21 protein-coding genes are annotated in these 20,618 nt (G+C 74.1%); 4 read left to right on the forward strand and 17 right to left on the reverse strand.

Features of this window, described 5'->3' with window-relative positions; genetic code table 11:
* Positions 1-38 precede the first annotated feature (38 nt).
* The 11 genes from tsaD to galE form a co-directional block, all read right to left on the reverse strand.
* Entirely contained in the window at positions 39-1,130 is a 1,092-nt protein-coding gene (gene tsaD / locus MF605_RS04100) for a tRNA (adenosine(37)-N6)-threonylcarbamoyltransferase complex transferase subunit TsaD (RefSeq protein ID WP_134416855.1), read from the reverse strand.
* A 26-nt stretch (positions 1,131-1,156) separates the two neighbouring features.
* A complete protein-coding gene (locus MF605_RS04105; protein ID WP_134416854.1) occupies positions 1,157-1,744 on the reverse strand; it encodes a GNAT family N-acetyltransferase in 588 nt (195 codons plus the stop codon).
* Entirely contained in the window at positions 1,741-2,412 is a 672-nt protein-coding gene (gene tsaB, locus MF605_RS04110; RefSeq protein WP_134416853.1) for a tRNA (adenosine(37)-N6)-threonylcarbamoyltransferase complex dimerization subunit type 1 TsaB, read from the reverse strand. The genes MF605_RS04105 and tsaB overlap by 4 nt, the downstream gene beginning before the upstream one ends.
* Positions 2,413-2,422: 10 nt before the next feature.
* Positions 2,423-3,049: a tRNA (adenosine(37)-N6)-threonylcarbamoyltransferase complex ATPase subunit type 1 TsaE gene (gene tsaE / locus MF605_RS04115; protein WP_049146659.1), complete on the reverse strand. Its 627-nt coding sequence runs from the start codon at positions 3,047-3,049 to the stop codon at positions 2,423-2,425.
* Entirely contained in the window at positions 3,046-4,251 is a 1,206-nt protein-coding gene (alr, locus tag MF605_RS04120; protein ID WP_134416852.1) for an alanine racemase, read from the reverse strand. The genes tsaE and alr overlap by 4 nt, the downstream gene beginning before the upstream one ends.
* The gene (locus tag MF605_RS04125) at positions 4,248-5,825 is read right to left on the reverse strand and encodes an NAD(P)H-hydrate dehydratase (protein WP_134416851.1); all 1,578 of its coding nucleotides are present in this window, start codon (positions 5,823-5,825) and stop codon (positions 4,248-4,250) included. The genes alr and MF605_RS04125 overlap by 4 nt, the downstream gene beginning before the upstream one ends.
* The gene (locus tag MF605_RS04130) at positions 5,822-6,202 is read right to left on the reverse strand and encodes a holo-ACP synthase (RefSeq protein ID WP_010080417.1); all 381 of its coding nucleotides are present in this window, start codon (positions 6,200-6,202) and stop codon (positions 5,822-5,824) included. The genes MF605_RS04125 and MF605_RS04130 overlap by 4 nt, the downstream gene beginning before the upstream one ends.
* Positions 6,199-6,930: an ElyC/SanA/YdcF family protein gene (locus MF605_RS04135; protein ID WP_063190077.1), complete on the reverse strand. Its 732-nt coding sequence runs from the start codon at positions 6,928-6,930 to the stop codon at positions 6,199-6,201. Before MF605_RS04135 ends, MF605_RS04130 begins: the two co-directional genes overlap by 4 nt.
* Positions 6,927-9,056 carry a glycogen debranching protein GlgX gene (gene glgX, locus MF605_RS04140; protein ID WP_134416850.1) on the reverse strand — a complete coding sequence of 710 codons (2,130 nt, stop codon included), beginning with the start codon at positions 9,054-9,056 and terminating at the stop codon, positions 6,927-6,929. The genes MF605_RS04135 and glgX overlap by 4 nt, the downstream gene beginning before the upstream one ends.
* Before the next feature lie 158 nt (positions 9,057-9,214).
* Positions 9,215-11,086, reverse strand: a complete 1,872-nt coding sequence (gene glmS / locus MF605_RS04145; protein ID WP_134416849.1) for a glutamine--fructose-6-phosphate transaminase (isomerizing) — start codon at positions 11,084-11,086, stop codon at positions 9,215-9,217.
* A gap of 50 nt (positions 11,087-11,136) precedes the next feature.
* Positions 11,137-12,192 (reverse strand): UDP-glucose 4-epimerase GalE, encoded by a 1,056-nt coding sequence (gene galE / locus MF605_RS04150; RefSeq protein WP_134416848.1) that lies wholly within the window; start codon positions 12,190-12,192, stop codon positions 11,137-11,139.
* A gap of 74 nt (positions 12,193-12,266) precedes the next feature.
* On the opposite strand from galE, the gene coaA reads away from it, so the two are divergent.
* The 3 genes from coaA to mscL are packed head-to-tail and all read left to right on the forward strand — an operon-like array spanning position 12,267 to position 14,497.
* Positions 12,267-13,277 (forward strand): type I pantothenate kinase, encoded by a 1,011-nt coding sequence (coaA, locus tag MF605_RS04155; protein ID WP_044659424.1) that lies wholly within the window; start codon positions 12,267-12,269, stop codon positions 13,275-13,277.
* A gap of 3 nt (positions 13,278-13,280) precedes the next feature.
* Positions 13,281-14,024 carry a M15 family metallopeptidase gene (locus MF605_RS04160; protein ID WP_208857722.1) on the forward strand — a complete coding sequence of 248 codons (744 nt, stop codon included), beginning with the start codon at positions 13,281-13,283 and terminating at the stop codon, positions 14,022-14,024.
* 50 nt (positions 14,025-14,074) lie between these two features.
* Entirely contained in the window at positions 14,075-14,497 is a 423-nt protein-coding gene (mscL, locus tag MF605_RS04165; RefSeq protein WP_036315841.1) for a large conductance mechanosensitive channel protein MscL, read from the forward strand.
* A 94-nt stretch (positions 14,498-14,591) separates the two neighbouring features.
* On the opposite strand, the gene MF605_RS04170 is transcribed toward mscL, so the two are convergent.
* Together MF605_RS04170 and glmM are read right to left on the reverse strand one after the other, a co-directional pair.
* Entirely contained in the window at positions 14,592-14,819 is a 228-nt protein-coding gene (locus MF605_RS04170) for a hypothetical protein (protein WP_134416847.1), read from the reverse strand.
* Between the two features lie 8 nt (positions 14,820-14,827).
* Positions 14,828-16,183 (reverse strand): phosphoglucosamine mutase, encoded by a 1,356-nt coding sequence (glmM, locus tag MF605_RS04175; RefSeq protein WP_208857721.1) that lies wholly within the window; start codon positions 16,181-16,183, stop codon positions 14,828-14,830.
* 160 nt (positions 16,184-16,343) lie between these two features.
* Between glmM and MF605_RS04180 the strand changes: the two genes are divergently transcribed.
* Complete coding sequence (locus tag MF605_RS04180) at positions 16,344-17,144, forward strand: peptidoglycan recognition protein family protein (RefSeq protein ID WP_044659421.1); 801 nt, start codon at positions 16,344-16,346, stop codon at positions 17,142-17,144.
* Between the two features lie 65 nt (positions 17,145-17,209).
* Here the strand turns inward: MF605_RS04180 and ppk2 are convergent, their stop codons facing one another.
* From ppk2 to truA, 4 genes are all read right to left on the reverse strand, one after another.
* The gene (gene ppk2 / locus MF605_RS04185) at positions 17,210-18,199 is read right to left on the reverse strand and encodes a polyphosphate kinase 2 (protein ID WP_061867116.1); all 990 of its coding nucleotides are present in this window, start codon (positions 18,197-18,199) and stop codon (positions 17,210-17,212) included.
* A gap of 200 nt (positions 18,200-18,399) precedes the next feature.
* Entirely contained in the window at positions 18,400-18,888 is a 489-nt protein-coding gene (gene rpsI / locus MF605_RS04190) for a 30S ribosomal protein S9 (RefSeq protein WP_036317791.1), read from the reverse strand.
* A gap of 41 nt (positions 18,889-18,929) precedes the next feature.
* The gene (rplM, locus tag MF605_RS04195; RefSeq protein ID WP_036337972.1) at positions 18,930-19,373 is read right to left on the reverse strand and encodes a 50S ribosomal protein L13; all 444 of its coding nucleotides are present in this window, start codon (positions 19,371-19,373) and stop codon (positions 18,930-18,932) included.
* A 277-nt stretch (positions 19,374-19,650) separates the two neighbouring features.
* Positions 19,651-20,544, reverse strand: coding sequence for a tRNA pseudouridine(38-40) synthase TruA (truA, locus tag MF605_RS04200; RefSeq protein WP_134416845.1), 894 nt, complete (start codon positions 20,542-20,544; stop codon positions 19,651-19,653).
* Positions 20,545-20,618: the final 74 nt, after the last annotated feature.

The raw sequence follows: 20,618 nt of genomic DNA on the forward strand, positions 1-20,618 counted from the left end.
CGGAACGCGTGGGCGTGGCGGCAAGAGACCGGGCGCGGTCAGACGCTGACGATCTCGACCGGCTGCCCCGGGTCCGCGCCGAACCACGCGTCGGAGGGGGCGACGCCGTCGCGCACCAGACGAGCACCGAGCGCGGCGACCATCGCCCCGTTGTCGGTGCACAGGTTCACGGGCGGGACGGTCAGCTCGATGCCGGCGGAGCGGCACCGGTCGGCGAGCAGGGCGCGCAGGCGCGAGTTCGCCGCGACGCCGCCGCCGAGCATCAGGTGGGTGAGCCCGTGCTCGCGGCAGGCGCGGACGGCCTTGGCGGTGATCACGTCCGCGACGGCCTCCTGGAAGGAGGCGGCGATGTCCGCGCGCGGCACCTCGAGGCCGCGGGCCTCGAACTGCTCCACGGCCCGGGAGACGGCGGTCTTCAGCCCGGAGAAAGACCAGTCGTGTCGGTGCGGGCCGGGCTCCTCGGCGCTGCCGACGAACTTGCCCGCGGTGAGCCCGCGCGGGAAGCGGAAGGCGGTCGGGTCGCCCTCGGCGGCGAGCCGGTCGATCACGGGGCCCCCGGGGTAGCCCGCCCCGATGAGCCGGGCGACCTTGTCGTACGCCTCGCCGGCCGCGTCGTCGATGGTCGAGCCCAGCAGCTCGACCTCGGAGCTGATCCGGCCCACGCGCAGGATCTCGGTGTGCCCGCCGGAGACCAGCAGCGCGCCCAGGTCCGCGGGCAGGTCGTCCCACTGCGCGGGCCGCACGCCGTCCAGCATGCCCACGCCCACGTGCGCCACGAGGTGGTTGATGCCGTAGAGGGGCGTGCCGAGGGCCGTGGCCAGCGCCTTCGCCCCCGCGACCCCCACCATGAGGGCGCCCGCCAGACCCGGGCCGGAGGTGACGGCGATCGCGTCGAGGTCCGCGAGGGTGACGTCGGCGGTGTCCAGGGCGCGGCGGATCGTGGGCACAAGGGCCTCGAGGTGGGCGCGGGCGGCGATCTCCGGGATCACGCCGCCGAAGCGCACGTGCTCCTCGACGGAGGAGGCGACCTCGTGGGCCAGCAGGGCGGTGCCGCGGACGACGCCGACGCCGGTCTCGTCGCAGGAGGACTCGATGCCGAGCACGAGGGGGGCTACGGTGGCGGTGGGCATGGGCTCCAGTCTAGTGAGCGGCCCGGTCACAGGGGCTTGCGCATGATCACGGCGTCCTCGCCGCCCGGGTAGTAGCGGCGGCGCACGTGCAGCTCCTGGAATCCGTGGCGCGCGTAGAGCCGCCGGGCGGCGGCGTTGGAGGCCCGGACCTCGAGCATGAGCGAGCTCGCACCGCGCGCCGCGGCCTCCGCGGCCATCCAGCGCAGCTGGGCTGCTCCGATCCCCCGCCCCTGCGCCGCCGCGACCGTGCCCACGGTCTGCACGTCGGCGACGTCGCCGACCACCATGATCCCGCCGTAGCCGACGATCTCGCCGGGGGCGGGGCCGTCGTCGTCCGTGGAGCCGGGCGCGGCCACATCGCGGACGACCACGCGGTAGTCCCGGGTGGGCGGGCGGCCGTGCGCGTCCCGTCCGCCGGCGGGGCCGGTCTGGGCGAGCTCCTCCTCGTAGAAGTGCGCGGGCCAGGCGTCGAGCGGGAAGAGCGTGGCCTCGTGGGCGAGCACCTCGGGGATGTCCCACACGGTCATGGGGCGCAGCAGGTACCCGGGCGGCAGCCCGTGCTCCTCCTCGGCCGGGCGCCCGTCGCCGGCCGGGGCCGGCTCGGCCGGGCTCACGCGCCCGCCCGCTTGCGGGGGCCGGGGACCTTGGCGTCGGACTCGCGCAGGTAGAGCGGCTCGGCGGGCACGAGGCCGCGGCCGCGCCGCAGGGCGAGCTCGGCCACCTGCCCCACCCCGACGGCGGACGGCGTGGCCGTCTCCCAGCCCGGCACCGCGCGCAGCGCCTCGGGGTAGAGCCCGGCCCCCGCGCCGTAGACGGGCAGCGGGGTGACCTCGTCCGCCGGCGAGACGAAGGGGCCGTGCAGCAGGGTCGACTGCCCGCCGACCTGCGCGTAGTGGGCCCAGTAGACCTCGCGGCGGCGGGCGTCCGTGGCGACCACGAACTCCTCGATCCCGTGGCGGAAGGCGTCGACGCCGGCCGCGTGGGCGAGCGCGTCGAGGCTGCGGACCCCGTGCACGGGCACGTCCCAGGCCAGGCCGAGGGCGGCCGCCGTCGCCAGGCCCGCGCGCAGCCCCGTGAAGGGTCCGGGGCCGACGCCGACCGCGAGCGCGTCCAGCGCGGTGCCGGTGACGCCGGCCTCGCCGAGCACGGTCTGCACCGCGGGGGCGAGCACCTCGGCGTGGGCGTGGGTGTCGTCCGTGGCCCAGCGCGCGAGCTCCTCACCGTCCCGCAGGACGGCGACGGAGGCGGCGGCGGAGGAGTCGATCGCGAGGAGCAGGGCCATGGCCGCCAGTCTACGGAAGCACGACGCCGGCCCAGCGCGGGCCGCGGCCGGTCACGACGGCAGTACGCAGCTCCTCGGCCTGGCCCCCGTCCTCGTCGGAGAAGTCGGTGACGATGCCGTCCTCGCCCTCCCCCGCCGAGGCCGCGGGGGCGTCCTCACCCCCGCGGGCCCGGACGATCTCGATGTCCAGCCACGAGGCGTCCGGGTCCTCGGGGAACCCGGCGAGGGACTCGGCCATGCCCCGGCCCCACTCGACGACGGTCACGGAGCGGTCCACGCTCGCGTCCAGGTCGAGGTCCGTGAGCTCCCCCGCCGAGCGCAGCCGGTACGCGTCCACGTGCACGAGGTCCGGGGTGCCCGCCGGGGCGTCGGCCGGGGCGGGGTGGACGCGGGAGAGGACGAACGTCGGCGAGACCACACCGGAGGCCACGCCGAATCCGCTGGCCAGCCCCTGGGTGAAGGTCGTCTTGCCCGCGCCGAGGTCGCCCGTGAGGATCAGCACGTCGCCGGTGCGGAGCACCCCGGCGAGGGCGCGGCCGAACGCCCGGGTGCCGTCGGCGCCCTCGAGCGGGACCGTCGCCGTCAGCACGGGCTCCGGCAGGGTCGGGCCGGGGGCGGGGATCTCGTGGTCGCTCATGGGCGGGCCTCCTGGGTCGGCGTGGGGTCCACGTGCTGCCGGTCCACGCGGCCTCCGATGCGGGTCACCAGCTCGTAGTTGATCGTCCCGGCGGCCGCGGCCCACTCCTCCACCGGAATGCCGGAGGCCGGTCCGAACAGCTCGACGGCGTCGCCGGGCGCGTCCGCGGCGTCCGGGCCGAGGTCCACCACGAACTGGTCCATCGCGATGCGGCCCACCACGGGGACGTTCCGGCCGCCGACGTGGACGCGCGTGCCCTCGACGACGCGCGGGACGCCGTCGGCGTAGCCGACGGGCACGAGCCCGAGGGTGGTGGGCTCCGCCGTGACGTGGCGGAACCCGTAGGACACGCCCTGCCCGGCGGGGACGGCCTTGACGTTGGCCAGGACGGTGACGAGGGACATGGCCGGGCGCAGCCCGAGCTCGGCGGCGGTGACGTCCGCGAACGGGGAGAGCCCGTACAGGCCCAGGCCGACGCGCACCATGTCCAGGTGCGTGTCCGGCCGGGCGAGGGTGGCGGGCGTGTTGGCCAGGTGCCGCAGCAGTGGGTGGCCGAGCGTCTCGGCGGCCTCGGCGGCCATCCGCTCGAACCGCAGCAGCTGCGCCGTGGTCTCGGCGGCCCGGTCCGGCTCGTCCGCCACGCCGAGGTGGGAGAACACGCCCTCCACCCGCACGAGGCCCGCGGCCTCGAGCTCGGCGGCACGCGCGACGAACGCGGGCCACCGCTCGGGCGTGCAGCCGTGGCGGCCCAGGCCGGTGTCCGCCTTCAGGTGCAGGACGGCGCGGGCCTCGGGTCCGGCCCCGCCGCGGGACCGCAGCCCGCGGACGGCGTCGGCGACGGCGTCGAGGTCCCAGCCCGAGACACCGAGGGTCACCTCCGCCTCCACCGCGGCGGCGAAGTCCGTGGCCCCGGTGTGCAGCCACGCGAGCACGGGCAGGCGCACCCCCGCCGCGCGCAGGGCCAGGGCCTCGCGCACGTGGGCCACCCCGAGCCGGTCCGCGCCGGCGGCCGCGGCGGCGCGCGCGACGGCAACCGCGCCGTGGCCGTAGGCGTCGGCCTTGACGACGGCGGTCAGCAGCGGCCGGCTGCCGTCGGGGCGGCGGATCCGCTCCTGCAGCACGCCCACGTTGTGCCGGACGGCCGCCAGGTCGATGCGTACGGCGCGCTCGGTGTCCGCCGGGCTGACGTCGGCGCGGCTCATCGGACGGCCTCCGGCTCGGCGTCGTCCGGCCACCACAGGTGCGCGACGCGCGCGCCCAGCGCGGCCGGCAGCGTGGCCGTGGTGATCCGCCCGGCGCGGGCCTGGTCGGCCCCGGCCTGGGCGTGCAGCCAGGCGGCCGCCGCCGCGAGCCGGGCCGTGGGCGCCGGGCCGGGGTCCTCCCCGGCCCGGCGCGCCCGCGAGCGCCGCGCCACGTCCGCGGCCAGGACGGCGCCGATCGCCCCGGAGAGCACGTCGCCGGTCCCGCCCATCGCGAGCTCGGGGCCGCCGCCGGTCACGGCCCATGCCTCGCCGTCCGGGGCGACCACGAGGGTGCGCGGGCCCTTGAGCAGGACCGTGGCGCCGTGTTCGGCCGTCCACGCGCGGAGGGCGGCGAGCGGGTCGGCGGCGTCGGCGCCGTCCGCGGGGACGCGCTCGCGCAGGCGGGACCACTCCCCGGCGTGCGGCGTCAGGACCACGGGCGTGCCGGCCGCGCGCAGCGACCGCAGCTCGGCGGCGGTGACCAGGTCCAGGGCCGAGGCGTCGGCGAGCAGGGCCGCCTCCGGCCGGTCCTCAAGCGCGGCGAGGACGCCGGCCCAGCGCCGCCGCGCGTCGTGCTCGGTGTCCAAGCCGGGGCCGGCCACCCAGGCGTCCGCGCGCGACGGCTCGGGCCCCTCCGCCGAGACCAGCGCCTCGGGGTGGGCGGCGAGCACCAGGTCCCGGGTGGTCTGCGGGCCGGAATGGTGCACCATGCCCGCGCCCGTGTGCAGCGCACCCGCGCTCGCGAGCACGGCGGCCCCCGGGTAGCGCTCCGATCCGGCGACGACGGCCACCACGCCGCGCGTGTACTTGTGGGCCTCGGCCGCGGGGGCCGGGTGGGCGGTCCGTGCGGCGGCCTCGTCCATCACGCCCAGCCGCGCGGCCGGCGACGTCGGCAGGTGCGGTCCCAGCCCGATGTCCGCCACGTGCACGGTGCCCGCGCGGCCTGCCCCCTCCCCGAGGACGAGGCCGGACTTGAGGGCGCCGAACGTCACGGTCGCGGCCGCGCGGAGGGCCTCCCCCCGCACCTCGCCGGTGTCCGCGTCCACACCGGAGGGCACGTCGCACGCCAGCACGAGCGCATCCGCCGGCAGCGCGCGCGCCGCGGCGGGCAGCTCATACTCGCCGGTGAAGCCTGTGCCGAGCACGCCGTCCACCACGAGCGCGGCCTCGGGCGGCACCGCGTCGGCGCGGCGTCCCCCGGCCGCTCGCAGCGCAGCCCAGCCCTCGGCGTGCCAGCGCGGGGCGCCGTCGTCGTCCCGGCGGACGGGCACGGCGACCGCGGCCACGCCCCGACGGCGCAGGAACGCGAGGGCGAACAGCGCGTCCCCGCCGTTGTTGCCGGGGCCGACGAGGGCGGCCACCGTCGTGCCGGCCACCGGGCCGCGCTCACGCAGCAGGGCCGCGGCGTGCTCGGCCAGGGCCCAGGCGGCGGCGCGCATCAGCTCCGGGCCGCGGCCGGCCGCGAGCAGGGGCTCCTCGGCCGTGCGCACGGCCGAGCCGGTCACGGCGATGCGGGTCAGGTCATCGGCGGTCATGCGGACTCCTCCTCGGCCGCGCGGCGTTCGGCGACCACGTAGGCGGTGGCGACGTCCCCGTCATGGCTGAGGGAGAGGTGCCAGTGGGTGATGCCCAGGGCCTCGGCCTGGGCCTGCACGGTGCCGGTCAGGTGCACGGTGGGGCGGCCGTCGCCGTGGTCCGGGCGCGGGATCCAGCAGTGGTGCCACATCATCCCGGGCGGGGCGCCCATGGCCTTGGCGATCGCCTCCTTGGCGGCGAAGCGCGCGGCCAGCGAGCGCAGCGGCAGGTCCCGCTCATCCTCGGTGAACAGGCGTGCGCGCAGCGCCGGGGTGCGCTCGAGCTGCGCCCGGAACCGCGGGACGTCCACCACGTCCACCCCCACGCCGACGATCACGCCGCCCCCGCCCGCCGGGCGCCCACGACGACGGCGCCGGCCTCGTCCCCGACGGGCTGCCCGCGCAGTCGCTTGGCCAGGTCGAGCGGCCACTGCAGCACGCCGGGCAGCTGCTGGTCGCAGCCCGGCGTGAGCATCGCCTTCCCGTAGGCCAGCACGCCGTAGACGCCGTGCTGCAGGCGGCCGAGCCGGTCGAAGCCGGCGTCGAACGCGTACAGGGACACACGGCCCTCCTCGGGTGTGAGGCACCGCTCCGCCAGCAGCCGCGCACGCTCCACGTGCTGGTGGAAGGTGAGCACGCCCAGGTGGTGCAGGCCCAGCTCGCGCATGCGGTCGGCCGCGTGGACGACCTCGCCCTGGGTGGTCACCGGATCGGGCGCGAAGCACTCGACGGTGACGCCTTCCAGCCGCGGGTCGCGCTCCTCCGGGCCGCCGCACAGCTTCTCGTGCCCGTCCGGCCCCAGGTACGCGGAGACGAAGAGCCGGTCGGCGACGCCGGACGCGGCGAGCTCGATCGCGGCGTCGTAGACGCGGGGCTGGCTGTAGAGGACGAGGAGGGCGTCCACGCGCGGTGCGTCGTCCGGGTGCGGATCCGTCACGGCGTGCGTGGCCCACCCCGCGCCGAAGGCCAGTCCCAGCGCCGCCAGGGTCGCCACGGTGGCGCAGAGGGCCCGCGCCCACCGCGGCAGGCCACGGCGGACGCGCCCCCGGTCCACCTGCGGGCTCATGCGCCCTCGGGGACCTGCCGCAGCACGACGGTGGAGCGGGCCGGGAGCTCAAGCACGTCCCCGGCACGCACGCGGGGGCGGGTGCCGTCCGGGGCGACGTGGGACGAGGTGTCCACGACGACCTCCCACTCCGCCGGGAACGTGGGCCCGGGCAGGGTGTACGGCACGGGCTCCCACCACGCGTTCATGAGGACGTAGAAGTCCCGGTAGGGCTCCTCCCCGTCCTCGTCCCCGCGGGTGAGCATGTGCCCGTTGAGGTAGAAGCCGATCGACCGGGCCTCGGCGCCCCAGTCGTCCTCCGTCTTGGCGGTCGCGTCCGGCTCGAGCCACACGATGTCCGGCAGGGGCGCCTCGACGTCGCGGGCCGCGGGGCGACCGTCGAAGTGGTGGCGACGGCGGAACACCGCGTGGTCACGGCGCAGCGCGATCAGGTCGCGGGTGAACGCCACGAGCGAGTCGTCCATGGCGGACCAGTCGATCCACGAGATCTCGTTGTCCTGGCAGTAGACGTTGTTGTTGCCGCCCTGGGTGCGGCCCAGCTCGTCGCCGTGGCTGATCATGGGCACGCCCTGGCTGATCAGCAGGGTGGCCAGGAAGTTGCGGCGCTGGCGGGCGCGCAGCGTCACGACCTCGGGGTCGTCGGTCTCCCCCTCCACGCCGCAGTTCCACGAGCGGTTGTGCGCCTCGCCGTCGTTGTTGTCCTCGCCGTTGGCCTCGTTGTGCTTCTCGTTGTAGGAGACGAGGTCGCGCAGCGTGAAGCCGTCGTGGGCCGTGACGAAGTTCACGGACGCACCGGGGCCGCGCCCGTCCCCCTCATAGAGGTCGGCCGAGCCGGTCAGGCGGGTGGCGAACTCGCCGAGGGTGCCGGGCTCGCCGCGCCAGAAGTCGCGCACCGCGTCCCGGTACATGCCGTTCCACTCGGACCAGAGGCCGGGGAAGTTGCCCACCTGGTAGCCGCCCCAGCCCACGTCCCACGGCTCGGCGATGAGCTTGACGGTGCGCAGCACCGGGTCCTGGCGGACCACGTCGAAGAACCCGGAGAACATGTCCGGGCCCTGCTCCCCCTCCACCCGGGTGAGGGTGGTGGCCAGGTCGAACCGGAAGCCGTCCACGTGCATCTCGGTGACCCAGTAGCGGAGGGAGTCCATGACCAGCTGGAGGGCCTTGGGGCTGGAGAGGTCCACCGAGTTCCCGGTGCCCGTGTAGTCCATGTAGTGCCGCTCGTCGCCCTCGACGAGGTGGTAGTAGCCGGCGTTGTCCAGCCCGCGCAGGCTGAGCATGGGGCCCTTGTCGTTGCCCTCGGCCGTGTGGTTGTAGACCACGTCGAGGATCACCTCGAGACCGGCGGCGTGCAGGTCCTTCACCATCTGCTTGAACTCGCGGACCTGGCCGCCCACCTCGGAGGAGGAGGCGTAGGCGGCGTGCGGGGCGAAGAAGCCGAGCGTGTTGTAGCCCCAGTAGTTGCTCAGCCCCTTCTCCTGCAGGGTGGCGTCGTTGACGAACTGGTGCACGGGCATCAGCTCGACGGCGGTCACCCCGAGCTCGGTCAGGTGGCGGACCACCTCCGGGTGGGCCATGCCCGCGTAGGTGCCGCGCAGCTCCTCGGGGACGGCGGGGTGCAGCTTGGTCATGCCCTTGACGTGGGTCTCGTAGATCACCGTGTCCGTGAGCTCGACGGCGGGCGGGGCGTCATCGCCCCAGTCGAAGTCCTCGGCGACGACGACGCCGAGCATGCTCGTGCCCAGGTTGTCCGAGGTGTCGATGCGGTCCGGCTCGTCGAAGTCGTATGAGTGGTGCTGCTGGCCCCACTCGTAGTCGCCGGTGAACGCCCGCGCGTACGGGTCCACGAGGATCTTGGCCGGGTTGTGCCACAGGCCGCGGGCGGGGTCCCAGGGGCCGTGCACGCGGTAGCCGTAGCGCTGCCCGTGGCCGATGCCCGCCACGTGGGCGTGCCATGTGGTGCCGTGCCGCTCCTCGAGGGGGATGCGCGTCTCCGTGCCGTCGTCGGCGACGAGGCACAGCTCGACCGCCTCCACCTCGCGGGAGACCGCGAGGGCGAAGTTGGTGCCGGTCTCGTCCACGGTGGCCCCGAGGGGGTACGGCTGGCCGATCTCCACTGTGTGCATGACTCTCCGGGGTCTCGTCGTGCGGCCCGCCGGGTGCGGCGGGCCTCCTCGGGGAGTCTACTGGGGCGGGCGGACGCCATCCCCGGACGCGTCGCGGGCCCGGCCGCTGTGTGGCGGCCGGGCCCGGCAGGAGAGGTCGCGGTGGCCTCAGCGGCGGATCACTCCACCGTGACGGACTTGGCGAGGTTGCGCGGCTGGTCCACGTCGTAGCCCTTCGCCGTGGCGAGCTCGAGGGCGAAGATCTGCAGCGGGACCGTGGTCAGCAGCGGCATGAGCATCGGCTGGGTCTCGGGGACCTCGAAGACGACCTCGGCCTGGCCGCGCACGGCCGCGTCGCCGCGCTCGGCGACGGCGAAGGTGCGGGCGCCGCGGGCGCGGACCTCCTGGATGTTCGAGACCACCTTGGCGTGCAGCGAGTGTCGGTCCATGGGCGAGGGCATGACCACGAAGACCGGCTGGCCGTCGTCGATCAGGGCGATCGGGCCGTGCTTGAGCTCGCCCGCGGCGAAGCCCTCGGCGTGGATGTACGCGAGCTCCTTGAGCTTGAGCGCGCCCTCCATGGCCACCGGGTAGCCGACGTTGCGGCCGAGGAACAGGACGGAGGTGGCGTCGGCCATGGAGCGGGCGAGCTCCTTGACCTGGTCCTTGGCGGCGAGGATCTCCTCGATCTTGCCGGGGATCGCCCCGAGGTCCGCCAGGATGTCCTCGATCTGGCCGCTGAACAGCTTCTTGTTCAGCTGGGCCAGGTACAGGCCCAGCAGGTAGGCGGCGGTGATCTGCGCCAGGAACGCCTTGGTGGAGGCGACGGCGATCTCGGGGCCGGCGTGCGTGTAGAGCACGGCGTCCGACTCGCGCGGGATCGTGGAGCCGTTGGTGTTGCAGATGGACACGGTGCGGGCGCCCTGCTCCTTGGCGTAGCGGACCGCCATGAGGGTGTCCATGGTCTCGCCGGACTGGGAGATGGACACCACGAGGGTGTGCGGGTCGATGATCGGGTCGCGGTAGCGGAACTCGTGGGAGAGCTCCACCTCCACGGGGATCCGGCACCAGTGCTCGATGGCGTACTTGGCCACCGTGCCCGCGTAGGCGGACGTGCCGCACGCCAGGACGATGATCTTGTCGACGGCCTTGAGCTCCTCGGGGTCGATCCGCAGCTCGTCCAGCATCAGGGCGCCGGCGGCGTCCGTGCGGCCCAGCAGGGTGTCCTGCACGGCCTGGGGCTGGTCGTGGATCTCCTTCTCCATGAAGGTCTCGAAGCCGCCCTTCTCCGCGGCCGAGGCGTCCCAGTCCACGGTGAAGCGCTTGCCCTCGGCGGGGCCGCCCCGGAAGTCCGAGATCTCGACGGCGTCGGCCGTGATCGTCACGACCTGGTCCTGCTCGAGCTCGATGGCCTCGCGGGTGAAGTCGATGAAGCCGGAGACGTCCGAGCCGAGGAAGTTCTCCCCCTCGCCCAGGCCGACGACGAGCGGCGAGTTGCGGCGCGAGGCCACCACGCGGTCCGGGTGGTCCACGTGCACGGCCAGCAGGGTGAAGGCGCCCTCGAGGCGCTGGGAGGCCAACTGCATGGCGCGGGTCAGGTCCTGGCCGGCCGCGTTCCGGTAGACGTCCGCGAGGAGGTGGGCGGCCACCTCGGTGTCCGTCTCGGAGAGGAACTCGACGCCCTTGGCGAGCAGCTCCTCACGCAGCTCGGCGTAGTTCTCGATGATGCCGTTGTGGATCAGCGCCAGCCGGCCCTCGTCCGCCACCTGCGGGTGGGCGTTGCGGTCGGTGGGGCCGCCGTGGGTGGCCCACCGGGTGTGGCCGATGCCGACGAGGCCGGTGGGGATGGGGTGCTCGGCGAGCTCCTCAGCGAGGTTGGCGAGCTTGCCCGCCTTCTTCCGGTGGTACAGCTGACCGCCGTCCACCACGGCCACACCGGCGGAGTCGTATCCGCGGTATTCGAGACGACGCAGGCCCTCCATCAGGACGTCGAGAGCGCCGTGCTCACGATCCGACTGGGGCTGGCCGATGTATCCGACGATTCCGCACATGCGCACGAGAATACCGGGCCGGACCCGTCTTCCGCGCACGGCGGGCCGGCTCACTCCGCCCGGGACGAGAACCCCGCGGGGTTGGCCTCCTGCCAGGCCCAGAGGTCCCGCACCATCGCGGTCACATCGCGTCGGGCGTGCCAGCCCACCTCGGCGCCGATCGCGTCCACGGCGGCGCACGACTCGGCGATGTCCCCGGGCCGGCGCTCGACCACGCGGTACGGGATGCGGCCGCCCGTGACCGCCTCGAAGGCGCGCACCATCTCGAACACGGTGACGCCCTCGCCCCGGCCGATGTTCCAGACCCGGGTCGTCGTACCGCCCCCGGTCGCCACGCGGGCCGCGAGCCATTCGAGCCCGGCCACGTGCGCCTCCGCGAGGTCCATCACGTGGATGAAGTCGCGCACGGCGCTCCCGTCGCGCGTGTCGAAGTCCGCGCCGAACACCCGCAGCTCGGGGTACACGCCGGAGGCCACCCGCGCCACGAAGGGCATGAGGTTCGCCGGCACCCCGCTCGGGTCCTCGCCCAGCCGCCCGGAGGGATGCGCGCCGACCGGGTTGAAGTAGCGCAGCATCGCCAGCCCGCCGCCGTCGACCGTGGCGCAGACGTCGCGCAGCACCTGCTCCGCCATGAGCTTGGAGTGCCCGTAGGGCGAGACCGGGTCTGTGGCGGCGTCCTCGGCGACCGGCACCGGCGCGCGGTCGCCGTACACGGTCGCGGAGGAGGAGAACAGGACCGTGCGGGCGCCGGCCGCGAGCGCGGCCTCGGCGACGGCGGCCGTGCCGCCCACGTTCACGTCGTAGTAGGCGGCGGGGCGGGTCATCGACTCGGTGGGCGACTTCAGCCCGGCGAAGTGCACGAGTGCGGCCGGGCCGAAGTCCGCGAGCGCCCCGCGGTAGTCCTCGGGGCGGCGGATGTCGGCCACGTGCAGGCGCAGCCGCGACCCGCCCAGACGCGTTTCGGCGAGCTCGGCGACGCGCTCGAGCGACGTCGTCGTCGCCGTGACCAGGCTGTCCAGGACGAGGACGTCGTGGCCCGCCTCGAGCAGCGTGAGCACGGTGTGGGATCCGAGGTATCCGGCACCGCCGGTCACGAGAACGCGCATGGGCCGATCCTATCCGGGCCCTGTGACGTCACGCGGGGGCCCGCTCCGGGCGGGCCGCGGCCATAATGGATCGGGTGACCTACACCCCCCCGACCTCCGAGCTGCCCCTCGTGGGCCCCGAGGAGCCCGCGGACGCCGTGCCCGACGGCCACCAGCGCTCCCCCTTCGTGGAGCTGGACCGCCAGACCTGGGCCCGTCTCGCCTCGGAGATGGCGCAGCCCTTCGACCAGGCGGACGTGGAGCGTCTGCGCGGCCTCGGCGAGCATCTGTCCCTGCGCGAGGTCGCCGAGGTCTACCTTCCGCTCTCGCGCCTGCTGAGCATCAACGTGGAGGCCTCCGCGGCCCTGCGCAGCGCGACCAACGCGTTCCTCGGCGAGCGGACGGGGCGCACCCCGTACGTGATCGGGGTGGCCGGGTCGGTCGCCGTCGGCAAGTCGACGACGGCGCGTGTGCTCCAGGAGATGCTGCGCCGCTGGCCGACGACGCCGCGCGTCGAGCTGGTCACCACGGACGGCTTCCTGCACCCCAACGCGGTGCTGCACGAGCGCGGCATCATGTCCCGCAAGGGCTTCCCCGAGTCCTACGACCGCCGCGCGCTGCTGCGCTTCATGGCGGACGTCAAGTCCGGGGCGCAGGAGGTGCGCGCGCCCGTGTACTCGCACATCACCTACGACATCGTGCCGGGCGAGGAACAGGTGGTGCACCGTCCCGACGTGCTGATCGTGGAGGGACTCAACGTGCTGGCCCCGCCGCGCACCCGGGCCGACGGCACCGCCGGGCTCTCCGTCTCCGACTTCTTCGACTTCTCGGTGTACGTGGACGCGCGCGCGTCCTGGATCCGGTCCTGGTACATCGACCGGTTCATGGGTCTGCGCTCGGGGGCCTTCGCCGACCCGCGCAGCTACTTCCACCGGTACTCCTCCCTGTCGGACGCCGAGGCTCAGGCGACGGCCGAGTCCATCTGGGACTCCATCAACGGCCCGAACCTCGAGCAGAACGTGCGCCCGACCCGCGGGCGCGCCCGGCTGGTGCTCACGAAGAACGCGCAACACGAGGTGACCCGCGTGCTGCTGAGGAAGGTCTGATCCATGCGTCGCACCCTCCCTCTCGCCGCGCTGGCCGCGCTCGCGCTGCTCGTGGCCGGTTGCGGCACGCCCGCCGCGGGCCCGTCCTCGGCGACGCCGGCTTCCGGCTCCGCGAGCGCGGCCGCGTCGTCCCGCGCCGCCTCGAGCACGGCGCCGTCGTCGAGCACGCACGCCGACCCGGCCGCCCTCGACGTCGTCGTGAACAAGACCCGCCCCGTGGCCCCGCCCGACTGGGCGCCCTCGGATCTGGTGGCCGTGCCCGGCAGCGAGCTGCCCCTGCGCGCGGAGGCCGCGACGGCGGCCGGCGACCTGCTGGATGCCGCCGCGGCGGCGGGTCACCGCCTCACCACCCTGAGCGCCTACCGCTCGTACGACTACCAGGTCCGGACGTACGGCCACTGGGTCGACGAGCTGGGCCGCGCCGAGGCCGACCGCGTCTCCGCGCGTCCGGGGTACTCCGAGCATCAGACCGGCCTGGCCTGGGACGTGGGCGACGCCGCGACCCCTGCGTGTGACCTGGAAGCGTGCTTCGGCGACACCGCCGCGGGCCGTTGGGTGGCCGCGCACGCCGCCGAGTACGGGTTCGTCATCCGCTATCCCGCCGGGGCCGAGGACGTGACGGGCTTCGCCCACGAGCCGTGGCACCTGCGCTACGTCGGGTCCGCGGAGGCGGCCCGGGTCGAGGCGGCCGGCGGCGTCCTCGAGACCGCGTGGGGTCTGCTGCCGGCGCCGGACTACGCGGACTGAGACGCACGACCCTGTACCGCGCCGCCTTCGTGACACGTAGGATTCTCCCCATGCTCCAGGGATTCAAAGACTTCATCATGAAGGGCAACGTCCTCGACCTCGCCGTCGCCGTCATCATCGGCGCCGCCTTCGGCAAGATCGTGAACGCGCTCGTCGAGGCGGTCCTCATGCCGCTCATCGCCGCCGCCGTGGGCTCGCCGAACTTCGACTCGTTCGCCGTGCTGACGGTCAACGGCAACGACGTGAAGTTCGGCGTGCTGCTCACCGCCATCGTCAACTTCCTGCTCATCGCCGCGGCCGTGTACTTCGCCATCGTGATGCCAATGAACAAGATGATCGAGGCCCGCAACCGCCGCCTCGGCATCGACCCCGCCGAGGAGGAGGTGGCCGCCGACGTCGCCGTGCTCACCGAGATCCGCGACCTGCTCGCCGAGCGCCGCGGCGGCCCCACCTCCGGGACCACCGCCCTCTGATCTCCCCCTGTCCGACGCCGAAGGGCCCGGGACGACTCACACGAGTCGCCCCGGGCCCTTCCTTCATGCCCTCGGCGGCGCGGGGGCCGTTCCCTCAGGGGCGCGACGTCGTCCGGTCCGCGCTGGACCCGGCGTCCGGGGCGACCTCCGAGTCCTGCCGGTCCGGATCCAGGCACGGCAACCACTCCACGGGGGCGCTCTGCCGCGCGCACACGGACGCCTCCACGGCGAGGAACGCGGCCGACCACAGGACCGCCAGCCCCGCGAGCAGCCCCGCGAACAGGGTCCAGCGGCGGGGCCGGGGGGCCGCGTCCGACGTCATCGGTCCGGTCAGTCGTGCAGGCGCAGCTCGCGCTGCACGACGTCGGCCAGCACCTGGGCCTCCCGGCCGGCGGTCTCCTCGTCCGGGGCCTCGACCATGACGCGCACGACCGGCTCCGTGCCCGACGGGCGCAGCAGCACGCGGCCGGTCGCGCCGAGGCGGGCCTCCGCCTCGGCCACCGCCGCCTGGACGGCCTCGTCCTCGGCGGCGCGGGACTTGTCCACGCCGCGCACGTTCACGAGGACCTGGGGCAGCCGGTCCATCACCGCGGCCAGCTCGGAGAGCGGGGTACCGGTCTCGGCGACGCGCGAGGCGAGCTGCAGGCCGGTGAGGACCCCGTCGCCGGTGGTGGCGTGGTCCGAGAAGATCACGTGGCCGGACTGCTCGCCGCCGAGCGAGTAGTCGCCGAGCTTCATGCCGGCCAGGACGTAGCGGTCGCCCACCTGGGTCTCGACGAGCTGGACGCCCTCCCGGCCCATGGCCAGCTTCAGGCCCAGGTTGGACATGACGGTCACGACCAGGGTGTCGTCGCGCAGGACGCCGCGGTCCTTGAGTGCCACGGCCATGACGCCCATGATCTGGTCGCCGTCGACGACCTCGCCGCGATCGTCCACGGCGAGGCACCGGTCGGCGTCGCCGTCGTGCGCGATGCCGAGGTCCGCGCCGTGCTCGCGCACGGCCGCCTGGAGCTTCTCGAGGTGGGTGGAGCCGTAGCCGTCGTTGATGTTGAGCCCGTCCGGGGACGCGCCGATCACGACGACCTCCGCGCCGGCGGCGCGGAACGCCTCGGGCGAGCAGCCGGCGGCCGCGCCGTGTGCGCAGTCCAGGACGACCTTGAGCCCGTCCAGCCGGTGCGGGAGGGTCTGCAGGAGGTGGAGGACGTAGCGGTCCTCGGCATCCGCGAAGACGCGCACGCGGCCCACGTCCGCGCCCTGGGGCCGTCGCGGCGTCACGCCCTCGAGGTGGCGGATGATCTCGTCCTCCTGCGCGTCGGTCAGCTTCTCGCCGCCGCGCGCGAGGAACTTGATGCCGTTGTCCGGGGCCGGGTTGTGGGAGGCGGAGATCATCACGCCGAAGTCGGCGTCCAGGTCCCCCACGAGATAGGCGGCGGCGGGGGTCGGCAGCACGCCGGCGTCCCACACGTCCACGCCCGAGGACGCCAGGCCCGCCTGCACGGCGGCCGCGATGAACTCGCCGCTGATGCGCGGGTCCCGGGCCACGACGGCGACGGGGCGTCGGCCGGCGTCGAAGGCCTCCGCGCAGAGGACGGGCGAGGCGGCCTGGGCCAGCTGGACGGACAACTCCACGGTGAGGGTCTCGTTGGCCAGGCCACGGACGCCATCGGTTCCGAACAATCTCGACATGATCAGTCAGTGTAGGGGCCGCCCCTGCGGCCTGCATCACGGGAGGGTCACGAAACGGGCCGGGGGGCGGTAGCATCGGACCGGTCGAGCCCCCGCGGCCGCGCCCGTCCGCTCACATCCGCCCGGGAGGCCCCGCCCCGAACCCGAAGGACCTCGATCCATGCCCGACGTGACCCCGCCCCCGCTCCCCCATTCCTGGACGCGCCGCAGCGTGCTGGGCGGCACGGGCCTGGCGATCGCTGCCGGCGTGGCCGGCTGCGGGCGTGATGAGCAGGCCGAGCAGAGCTCGGAGGGCGACGAGCAGGCCACCCGCCTGCCCGCCCCGGACATCATCACCACCGCGCAGTGGGGCGCCATGCAGCCCAACTACTACCTGCAGACCCTGAACGAGCGCCCCTCCTACCTGGTGATCCACCACACCACCACGCCGAACGTCACGGACGGCTCCCGGGAGGCGGCGGAGAGCATCGCGCAGGTGGTCCAGAACGCGCACATGAGCCCCGCGAACGACTGGGGCGACACCGGGCAGCACTTCACCGTCTCCCGCGGCGGCTTCGCGATGGAGGGCCGCCACGGCTCCCGGCACGCGCTCGAGGGCGGACAGACGTTCATGCTCGGCGTCCACGCGCTCGGGTTCAACGCGTATGCGCTCGGCATCGAGTGCGAGGGGCTGTACATGCTGAACCCGCCGCCGCAGAGCCTCTACGCCGGCCTGGTGCCGCTCGTCGCCTACATCTGCCAGCAGTACGAGCTGCCGCCGTCCCGCATCATCGGCCACCGCGACGTCACCGCCACCAGCTGCTGCGGCGACGCGTTCTACGCCAAGCTGCCGATCCTGCGCGAGGACGTCCGCCTCTCCCTGGCCTCGGGCGAGTACCACGTCTCGGAGGGCTTCGGGGCGGACAACCTCTTCGACGACGCACACGTCACCCCGGAGTACGTGGAGGAGGAGCGCGGCTGAATCCGCCCCCGCACACGACGGCGCCCCTCACCGGACGGTGAGGGGCGCCGTCGTGTGCGGCCCGGTCAGCGCACGCGCGGGAACGAGCCGCCGGAGACCTCGCCGTACTCGGCCAGCTCGTTGGCCGGGCCGCAGATCTGCGGGTCGGGGCGGTGGACGATGCGCTCGTCCTTGTCCGGGTAGGGCAGCGTGTGCAGCACGTGGCGGATGGCCTCGAGGCGGGCGCGCTTCTTGTCGTTCGACTTCACGACGGTCCACGGGGCGTCGGCCGTGTGCGTGTAGAAGAACATGGCCTCCTTCGCGTTCGTGTAGTCGTCCCACTTGTCCAGGGAGGCCAGGTCGGTGGGCGAGAGCTTCCAGCGACGCACGGGGTCGGTCTCCCGCGCGGCGAAGCGGTTGAGCTGCTCGCGCTGGGACACGGAGAACCAGAACTTGATGATGTGCACGCCGGAGTTGACGAGCATGCGCTCCAGCTCAGGGGTCTCGCGCATGAACTCGAGGTACTGCTGCGCCGTGCAGTAGCCCATGACGCGCTCGACGCCGGCACGGTTGTACCAGGAGCGGTCGAACATCACGATCTCACCGCCGGAGGGCAGGTGCTGGATGTAGCGCTGGAAGTACCACTGCGAGGCCTCCTCCTCCGTGGGCTTCTCCAGGGCCACGGTCCGGGCGCCGCGGGGGTTGAGGTGCTCGTTGAAGCGCTTGATGGCGCCGCCCTTGCCGGCGGCGTCGCGGCCCTCGAAGATGATCAGGACCTTCTGGCCGGTCTCCTTGACCCAGAGCTGCATCTTCAGCAGCTCGATCTGCAGCTCGCGCTTGCGTCGTTCGTAGCTCTTGCGGCTGAGCTTGGTCTTGTACGGGTAGCCCTCACGCCAGGCCTGCGGGTCCGGGGTGGGGGTCTTCTTCTCCCCGCCGAGCTTGCGGCCCAGCTCCCGGATCTCGTCCACCTCGGCGGCGTAGTCACGGGTCACGGCGAAGGGGGCCTGCGCGGCGTGCTCCGTGCCGTGCTCGCCACGGGTGCGGGGGTCGGGCGTGGGACTCGTGTTCTCGGCCACGGCGGCTCCTGAGGGTGTCTCCGATCGGACCGCGCACCGGACGGGCGAGCGGCCCGTCATGGCGTCGTCGCCATGCGCCTCCATATTAACCCTGGGTCAGGTGCCGCCGGCCCACGGAGACGGCGGACGCCCCGCCCCGCTCGTGAGGAGCGGGACGGGGCGTCGGCGGGGGCACGGTGGGGACACCGTGCGGCGCAGGATCAGCGCTTCGAGAACTGCGAGGCCTTGCGGGCCTTCTTGAGGCCGGCCTTCTTGCGCTCGATGACGCGGGCGTCGCGGGTCAGGAAGCCGGCCTTCTTGAGCGCCGGGCGGTTGTGCTCGCGGTCGATCTCGTTGAGGGCGCGGGAGATGCCCAGGCGCAGCGCACCGGCCTGGCCGGAGGGGCCGCCGCCGTGGATGCGGGCGATCACGTCGTAGGCGCCGGTCAGCTCCAGCAGCGTGAAGGGGTCGGAGACCTCCTGCTGGTGCAGCTTGTTGGGGAAGTAGTTCTCCAGGGCGCGGCCGTTGATGGTCCACTGGCCGGAGCCGGGGACGAGGCGCACGCGGGCCACGGCCTCCTTGCGGCGGCCGACGGCGGAGCCGGGCACGGTCAGGGCCGGGCGCTCGGAGGCGACGGGGGCCTCGGCGGCGGCGGTGGACTCAGAGGTGTAGCTCGTCAGCTCCACGTCGTCGTTCTCGTTGATGCTCATGGTTCTCCTCAGGGAAGGTCTGCGTCAGTGGCCCGCCGGGGTCACTGGGCGACCTGGCCGATCTCGAAGGTCTGGGGCTGCTGGGCGGTGTGCGGGTGCTCGGCGCCCTTGTACACCTTCAGCTTGGAGAGCTGCTGGGCGGCCAGCGAGTTCTTCGGGAGCATGCCCTTGACGGCCTTCTCCACGGCGCGGACCGGGTTGGTCTCGAGCAGCTCGGCGTAGGACTGCGACTTCAGGCCGCCCGGGTAGCCCGAGTGGCGGTAGGCGCGCTTCTTCTCGAGCTTGGCGCCGGTGAGGGCGACCTTCTCGGCGTTCACGATGATGACGTAGTCGCCCATGTCCATGTGGGGGGCGAACGTCGGCTTGTGCTTGCCGCGCAGGAGGGCGGCGGTGTGGGAGGCCAGGCGGCCGAGGACGACGTCGGTGGCATCGATGATGTGCCACTGACGGTCGGCGTCACCAGGCTTGGGAGAGTACGTACGCACGTTGTCTGCCTTCAGGGTCGGTGGTGGTCCACAGCACCTGCCCGCCGGGTCGTGATTCCGGCGCGCTCGCGCTGTCAGTTCTCCGTGCGCGCCGGTCCCCCAGGTGAGGGCTGGAAGGCGTCCGGGCCCGATGCCCCGGGGGTGCGGCGCGAGCTGAAGGCCATGCAACTGAGCCACTCGCGGCACGACGCATCCGGGTGCGGGCATGCGCAACGTCCACCCATCCTACCGAACGCGGGCCCCGGAGCCAAAAGCCGCTACCGCGGGCCGCCCCGGCTCACAGGGTCCGCTTCGCCCGGGTGCCCTCGGCGCGCCGGTGCAGCTCCTCCGTCTCGTCGGGATAGCCGACGGCGAGCAGCGTCAGCCCCCCGGGCGGGGCGAGGCGCACCTCGGAGTCGCGGGCAGGCCTCGCCACCCGGTGAGCGAGCCAGCCGGGCTCGCGTGCCCCCTCCCCCACCTGGAGCAGCGCCCCGACGATCGCCCGGACCATGTTGTGGCAGAACGCGTCGGCCCGGATCCGGACGCGCACGACGCCGTCCTCATCGCGTCGCACCTCCAGGTGCTGGACCTCGCGGATGGTCGTGGCGCCCGCGCGGGGCCGGCAGAAGGACAGGAAGTCGTGGAGTCCGAGGACGGCGTCGGCCTCCAGCGCCATGAGGCGATCGTCCAGGGCGGCGCCGTGCCAGTGGGTGAAGCCCCGCGTGCGCGGATCACGCGCGGCGGGTGCGTCGTCGATCCGGTACTCGTACTCGCGCCACAGCGCGCTGAACCGCGCGTCGAAGCCCGCGGGGGCCCGCCGCGCCCCGTGCACGACGACGGCCCCGCCCCACCCGGAGAGCACCCCGCCGAGGCGTCGGGTGAGGGAGGTGGCCGGTTCCAGGCCGGGCCGGCCGCGGGTCAGGCCCGCCCACTCCGTCTCGGTCAGGTCGAGGTGGACGACCTGGCCGCGCGCGTGCACCCCCGCGTCGGTGCGGCCGGCGACCACCGTGCGCACGGGCCGGCGCAGGATCCGCTCGAGCCCGTCCTCCAGCGCACCCTGGACCGAGTCGAGACCGGGCTGGCGGGCCCAGCCGTGGAAGGTGCCGCCGTCGTAGGCCAGGTCCAGGCGGACTCGCACGGACGCGGGTTCCCCGGGCGCCGGCGGGGCGTCCGGGCGGTGCTGCTCGCTCATGCTGCTCCTCAAGCGGGTCGGGGCCGGGGACGGCGAAGGGCCGCCCACCGAGTGGTGGACGGCCCTTCGCCGAT

It is taken from the genome of Micrococcus luteus, from assembly GCF_022664405.1.
Classification (GTDB): Bacteria; Actinomycetota; Actinomycetes; order Actinomycetales; family Micrococcaceae; genus Micrococcus; species Micrococcus luteus.